The organism is uncultured Citricoccus sp. (assembly GCF_937871995.1).
GTDB lineage: Bacteria > Actinomycetota > Actinomycetes > Actinomycetales > Micrococcaceae > Citricoccus.
The window spans coordinates 1-6343 of sequence record NZ_CALMQR010000154.1 but is presented as its reverse complement, the minus strand read 5'-3'; the positions used below and the strand labels follow the sequence as shown (position 1 = coordinate 6343).

General features: G+C 70.0%; 5 protein-coding genes and 1 pseudogene. 3 read left to right on the top strand and 3 right to left on the bottom strand.

Features of this window, described 5'->3' with window-relative positions; all coding sequences use genetic code 11:
• Nucleotides 1–429: 429 nt before the first annotated feature.
• Together rplM and rpsI are read left to right on the top strand one after the other, a co-directional pair.
• Nucleotides 430–873 (top strand): 50S ribosomal protein L13, encoded by a 444-nt coding sequence (rplM, locus tag Q0283_RS17295; protein ID WP_010145286.1) that lies wholly within the window; start codon nucleotides 430–432, stop codon nucleotides 871–873.
• Between the two features lie 35 nt (nucleotides 874–908).
• Nucleotides 909–1406, top strand: coding sequence for a 30S ribosomal protein S9 (gene rpsI / locus Q0283_RS17290; protein WP_010145285.1), 498 nt, complete (start codon nucleotides 909–911; stop codon nucleotides 1404–1406).
• 549 nt (nucleotides 1407–1955) lie between these two features.
• Here the strand turns inward: rpsI and Q0283_RS17285 are convergent.
• From Q0283_RS17285 to Q0283_RS17275, 3 genes are all read right to left on the bottom strand, one after another.
• A complete protein-coding gene (locus Q0283_RS17285; protein ID WP_298045896.1) occupies nucleotides 1956–2981 on the bottom strand; it encodes a siderophore-interacting protein in 1026 nt (341 codons plus the stop codon).
• Between the two features lie 106 nt (nucleotides 2982–3087).
• Nucleotides 3088–3864, bottom strand: coding sequence for an amino acid ABC transporter ATP-binding protein (locus Q0283_RS17280; protein ID WP_221243383.1), 777 nt, complete (start codon nucleotides 3862–3864; stop codon nucleotides 3088–3090).
• Nucleotides 3861–5351, bottom strand: a complete 1491-nt coding sequence (locus Q0283_RS17275; protein WP_298045894.1) for an amino acid ABC transporter substrate-binding protein/permease — start codon at nucleotides 5349–5351, stop codon at nucleotides 3861–3863. The genes Q0283_RS17280 and Q0283_RS17275 overlap by 4 nt, the downstream gene beginning before the upstream one ends.
• 529 nt (nucleotides 5352–5880) lie before the next feature.
• Between Q0283_RS17275 and Q0283_RS17270 the strand changes: the two are divergent.
• Nucleotides 5881–6343 (top strand): annotated as a pseudogene (locus Q0283_RS17270) (hypothetical protein); the annotation flags it as partial.

The window sequence follows — 6343 nt, the reverse complement described above, 5'->3', positions numbered from 1 at the left end:
CGAACGCCGGCTGCCGCCCCGCCGGTGCGAACGCCGGCTGCCGCCCCGCCCGGCCTCATCCCGGGCGCCCGGCCCGGCCCCGTCCCGCCCCGGGTGCCCAACCTCGGTATCCCGGCCGCCCGACGTCGACCCCGGACCTGCGCCCACCGGCAACCGGGCGCCGTTCGAACCCACGCTTTGCCCGCCGTGCGTCGGTCCGGTAGTATAAATCTTCGTTGTGCGTGTCCTTTCCCGGATTCGCTGTGCCCTCGGGTGGCCTGGTTGCATGGTCACTAACGCCCGGAGCGCCGCCGGGAAGCTTTCGGACCCGGCCTCACATCAGTCCTCACCTGATGTACCGGTTGCGCACCGAAGAACTCAGTGCCCGCCCGCGGACTCACGCCCTGCGGCCAGGTCACTGTACCGACACCGAACACGAAGGCAAACACCGTGCGTACGTACACTCCCAAGCCCGGCGACGCCGACCGCCAGTGGCACGTCATCGACGCCACTGACGTCGTGCTGGGTCGTCTTGCCAGCCAGACCGCAACTCTGCTGCGCGGAAAGCACAAGCCGACCTTCGCCCCCCACATGGATATGGGCGATTTCGTCATCATCATCAACGCCGAGAAGGTGGCCCTGACCGGCGCCAAGCTCGAGAAGAAGCGGGCCTACCGCCACTCCGGTTTCCCGGGTGGTCTCTCGTCCGTGTCCTACGCGGAACTGCTGGAGAAGAACCCGGTCCGCGCCGTGGAGAAGGCCGTCCGCGGCATGCTCCCGAAGAACTCCCTGGCCGCTGAGCAGATCCACAAGCTCAAGGTGTACCGCGGTGCCGAGCACCCGCACGCCGCCCAGCAGCCGAAGACGTTCGAGATCACCCAGGTCGCCCAGTAACGGGTCAGCCCCACCACAATCTTTCAAGGAGAACCATGACTCTGAATGAGAATGAGTCGACCGAGGAAGTGGAGCTGACCAGCTACACCTCCGAGTCCACCCCCGCTGCCGAGGCCGTTGCGGTCTCCGAGCGCCCGGCCCTGACCGTCGCCGGTGGCGCCGTGGGTCGTCGCAAGCAGGCCATCGCCCGCGTCCGCGTGATCCCCGGCTCCGGCCAGTGGACCATCAACGGCCGCAGTCTCGAGACCTACTTCCCGAACAAGCTGCACCAGCAGGAAGTCAACGACCCGTTCAAGCTCCTCGAGCTCGAGGGTGCCTATGACGTCATCGCCCGCATCTCCGGCGGTGGCCCTTCCGGTCAGTCCGGCGCCCTGCGCCTGGGCGTGGCCCGTGCCCTCAACGAGATCGACCGGGAGAACAACCGCCCGGCCCTCAAGAAGGCCGGCTTCCTGACCCGCGACGCTCGCGTCATCGAGCGCAAGAAGGCCGGCCTCAAGAAGGCCCGCAAGGCCTCGCAGTTCTCGAAGCGCTGATCCTTCGCTGCCTCACGGCAGTTCCCGACGGCGGCAGCTCGCCTGCCGCTCTCGGCCCACGGAACCCCGTGGCCCGGTCCTCACGGACCAGGCCGCGGGGTTCTGCGGTTTAAGCCGTGTCTCAGCCTGCAGGAATGCGCAGCGGTATCCACCTGGTGCGCGGCCGCCTGCAGCCGCGACTGTCACGGACCGGACTGCTTCAGGGCGAGGGCGCACCGGATGGGCCCCGAGGACGCGGTCGGCGGGGACGCGATGGCCGGGAACGTTCCAAGGCAGTGCCCCTGGGCGACGTGGTCGGCGGGGGGCCTGGAGCCGGGGATCCCGGCCTGCCGTCGTCGAGGATGTCCTGCGGCGGCGCCCCGGCCTGCCGGCGGGAACGCACTGCCGGCACGGGTTCCCGAGCGCCAGGCCGGGGCTGCCGCGCCATGAGGGCTGCAGCGCGCCCTGAGGACTTCAGCGCAAGGTGGGCTGCAGCGCACTGAGGGCTGCAGTGCCATGAGGGCTGCAGTGCCCTGGGGGCTGCAGCATGCCCGGGGACCGGGCGCGGGATCAGCTGCCCTCGGCGCGGCCCTGCTTCCAGTAGCCCATGAAGGACACGCACTTGCGGTCGATCCCGAGGTCCTTCACGAGGTGCCGCCGGATCGACGTGATCGCCCCGGCCTCACCGGCCAGCCACGCGTACCAGCGCCCGTGCGGCCCTTCGGTGGGCACGTCCCAGAGCGGGGCCTCGCTTTCGGCCTCGGCCTCGGCCTCGATGGCCACGGCTGCCTCGGTCCCGGCACCGATCCCCGCCACGGCACCTGCCCCGCCGCCGTCGGGACGTCCGGTCGCGATCACAACGCCCGTCCCCGCGACCGCGGCGCCGTGGTCCCGGCCCCAGGAGCGCAGGGCCTCGGTCAGTGCCTCACCCTGGGGGCGGTCGTCGCGGGGCAACCACTGCAGCTGCACGGAGGCGCGGGTGTGGACCGGCAGGGTGTCCTGGGCCGTGGGCACCTCGATGTACACGTGACCGGAGTAGCGCTCGTCGAGGGTCTCGAGGATGGCGCAGATGGCGGGGGCGGCGGTCTCGTCGCCGGCCATCAGCAGGGTGGTGGCCTCGCCCGGGTCCCACTCGATGCCCCCGCTGCGGCCTCGTCCGCCGGTCTCGGAGCGCTCGTCCGGACCGATGACCACGAGCTCGTCGCCCACCGCCGCGGTGGACGCCCACGCCGAGGCGGGCCCGTCGGTGCCGTGCAGCACGAAGTCCACGTCGATCTCCCGCTCGGCGGGACGCACGGCGCGGACGGTGTAGGTCCGCATGGGGTTGCGCTCCTCCTCGGACAGGGACCGCCACCGCTGGTACCACTCCATCATCGGGGGAGCGGGATCCTCGAACAGCCCGACGTCCGGCAGCGAGCCGTCGGCGCGCGGGATCATCAGCTTGATCCGCTGGTCCAGGCCCCCGGTGCCGAAGAACTGCAGGTCCTCGTCGGCCAGCGTGAAGCGCACGAAGTGCTCGCTGAGCGGGTCGATCCGGGTCACGCGCGTCCGGTAGGCGCGCGTGGCGGGGTAGGTCCGGGTGGCCGTCACGGTCATGGCAGGGGGACTCCGTCGGGTCGGGGACGCCTCGGGATCCTCGAATGAGGTAAGGCTTACCTATTAACCTACGGAGCCGTGCCGTATTGCGCAACGCCCTGCCCGGTCAGAGGACCTTGGAGAGGAACTCCTGCAGTCGCGGCTGCTGCGGGTTGTCGAAGATCTGCTCCGGCGGGCCGACCTCCACGATCTTCCCGTGGTCCATGAACAGCACCCGGTCGGCCACCTCGCGGGCGAAGCCCATCTCGTGGGTGACCAGCACCATGGTCATGCCCTCCACGGCCAGGTCGCGGATGACCTGCAGCACCTCGCCCACCATCTCGGGGTCGAGGGCGGAGGTCGCCTCGTCGAAGAGCATGATCTGCGGGCTCATGGCCAGCGCCCGGGCGATGGCCACGCGCTGCTTCTGGCCGCCGGACAACGACGCCGGCCGCGCGTCGGCCTTGTCCTTCAGTCCCACACGGTCCAGCAGCCGCTCGGCGGTCTGCCGTGCCTCGGCCTTGGAGACGTTCTTGACCTCGGTGGGGGCCAGCATGATGTTCTCCGCCACGGTCATGTGGGGGAACAGGTTGAACTGCTGGAACACCATGCCGATGTGGCGGCGGACCTTGTTGATGTCCACCTTCGGGTCCGTGAGGTCGAAGTCGCCGACCCGCACGGTGCCGCCCGTGGGCTCCTCGAGCCGGTTCAGGCAGCGCAGGAAGGTGGACTTGCCGGAGCCGGAGGGGCCGATGACGCACAGCACCTCGCCCTCGTGGATCTGTCCGGTGATGCCCTTGAGCACCTCGTGGTCGCCGAAGGACTTGGTGAGGTCCTGGACGTCCACCACGACCTTGCGGCTCGGGGCGGTCCCGCCGGTGCTCTCTACGGCCTGGGTGCTCATTTGTTGACCTTCCTGTCCACGTAGTTGGCGAGCTGGGTCAGCAGCGTGATGGCCACGAAGTAGATGACGGCCACGATCAGCAGCACCTCGGTGACGCGGAAGTTCGCGGCGTAGATCTGCTGGGCCTGGTAGAGCAGCTCGGCGAAGCCGATGGCCAGCAGCAGCGAGGAGTCCTTGAGCATGATGACCAGCTGGTTGATCAACGAGGGCGTCATCATCTTGAACGCCTGCGGCAGCACCACGCGCTGCATGGACTTGCCGTAGCCCAGGCCCAGGGACCTCGAGGCCTCCATCTGGCCGGGGTCCACCGACTGGACGGCGCCGCGGACGATCTCGGCGATGTACGCCGCACCGTTGAGCGTCAGCGTCAGCACGCCGGCCACCCAGATGTTGACGTTGGTGCCGATCAGCTGCGGCAGGCCGAAGTAGAAGAAGAACGCCCAGACGAGGATCGGGGTGCCGCGGAAGATGCTGATGAAGGTGACCGCGATGCCCCGCAGGACGGGGTTGCGGGCGATCTTCATGAACCCGAAGAGCAGGCCCAGCACCATGGCCAGGGCGAAGGAGATGGCGGTGACCAGCAGGGTGTTGCCCAGGCCGGACATCAGGGCGGGGAACGAGGTGACGAGCAGGCCCCAGAACGTGGAGCGGTCCACCCCGTCGTCCTCGCCCTCGCCGCCCAGGTAGCGGTTCACGATCTCGTCGTACTCGCCGGAGGCCTGCAGCTCGGCCAGGCCGGCGTCGAACATGGCCAGCAGCTCGGCGTTGTCGCCCTTGTTGACGGCGAAGCCGTAGTCACCCGTGGGGATCTGCTCACCGACCGTGACCAGGCCGGAGCCCTGCTCCACGCCGTAGGCGATGATCGGGTAGTCGTCCATCAGGGCATCGGCGTTGCCGGACTTCACGGACTCCACCATCGTGGTGGTCTGGTCCAGCGGGAGCAGCTCGAAGCCGAACTCCTCCTGGTTCGCCTTCGCCTCCTCCTCGGACAGGGACCCGGTCTTCACGGCCAGGGTCTTGCCCTCGAGGGACTCGAAGCCGGTGATCTCGCCCTCGTCGCCCTCGTTCACGGCCAGGGTCAGGGTGCCCGTGAAGTAGGGCTCGGAGAAGTCGAAGATCTCGCGGCGTTCGTCGGTGATGCCCATGCCGGCGATCACGCCGTCGGCCTGGCCGGACTGCACGGCCTGCAGGGCGGCGTTGAAGCCGAGGGACTGCCACTCCACCTCGAATCCCTGGTCCTCGGCGATCGACTCCATGATGTCGATGTCGATGCCGGTCAGCTCCCCGGAGGAGTCGCGGAACTCGAAGGGCGCGAACGTGGTGTCCGTGGCGATCGTGTAGGTCTGGCCGGATCCCGCGGGCGTCGCCGCAGCGGCCGACGGCGCGGTCGCCAGGGCGGTGGCGCCCGAGAGGGAGGCGCCGCCGAAGACCAGGGCGGCCAGTGCGACGATCACCGCCAGGGCAGGCCTGTTCTGGATGGATCTCACAAGGATGTCCCCTTCTTCTGTGTCTTCTCCCCGCCGTGGTGGGTGCGGCGGGAGCGGTGCGAGGCCGGCCGGACCCGCGAACGGATCGGCGGGACGGCGGGCGTGATGTGACAGTGGGGACCAGCCTACAGAACCCGTGATCCACGCCTCAGAGGTGGCCTGCGACGAGGCAGCGGACACCAACATGACGTGTGTGATGTCACGTCGTCCCCGGTCCGGCGTACGATGCGAACACCGACGTGGAGGGGGAATCTCATGGGGGTCGGCTCGATCTATCCGCAACCAGGCGCACGCGTCTTGCCGGGTGGCACCGGAGCGGACGTCTCGGCGGGCTGCGCCGTCCGGGACCTCTCGCCGGGATGCGCCGGAGTGGGCGTCTCACCGGGCTGCGCCGGCCGGGACCTCTGGCCGGGTGGCGCTGGTCGCTCCGGAGGCGCGGACCCCGTCGGTCGACCACCCCGGGACATCCGCCGCACGCCTGTGACACGCTGGTCTTTCCCCGTGCCACTAGCGCAGATCCGCCAGCGGAATGACTGATCCCGGACCCGAGCCGATGACGCCGACCCCACTCTTCGAAGACCTCGGAGCCTCCCACCCGGCCCTCAACCGGTTCCTCCGGACGCCCTCCGGCGAGGAGCGGCTGCTCATCGTCCGCGCCCCGATGGGCACCGGGGCGCCCTGGCTGGCCGCCGGCTGGGTCGCCGCGTACGGGTCCGTCCCGGCCGCCACCCGTGCATCCGCTCCCGAGCCCACCTCCGAGTCCGCCTCTGCGCCCACCTCCGACTCAGAGCCCGCGCACGAGCCCACCGCAGCGCCCCCTCCCGCGTCCGCCCGCACGCCCGCCCCGGCGTCCACCTCCGGACGGCCCGACGACGGCCGCCTGGTTGCAGGGCCCGGTGACAGCCGCCCGGCCGCGCGACCGGGCGTCGCTCCCGCACCGGGTGTCGCTCCGGCACCGGGTGTCGCTCCGGCACCGGGTGTCGCTCCGGCAC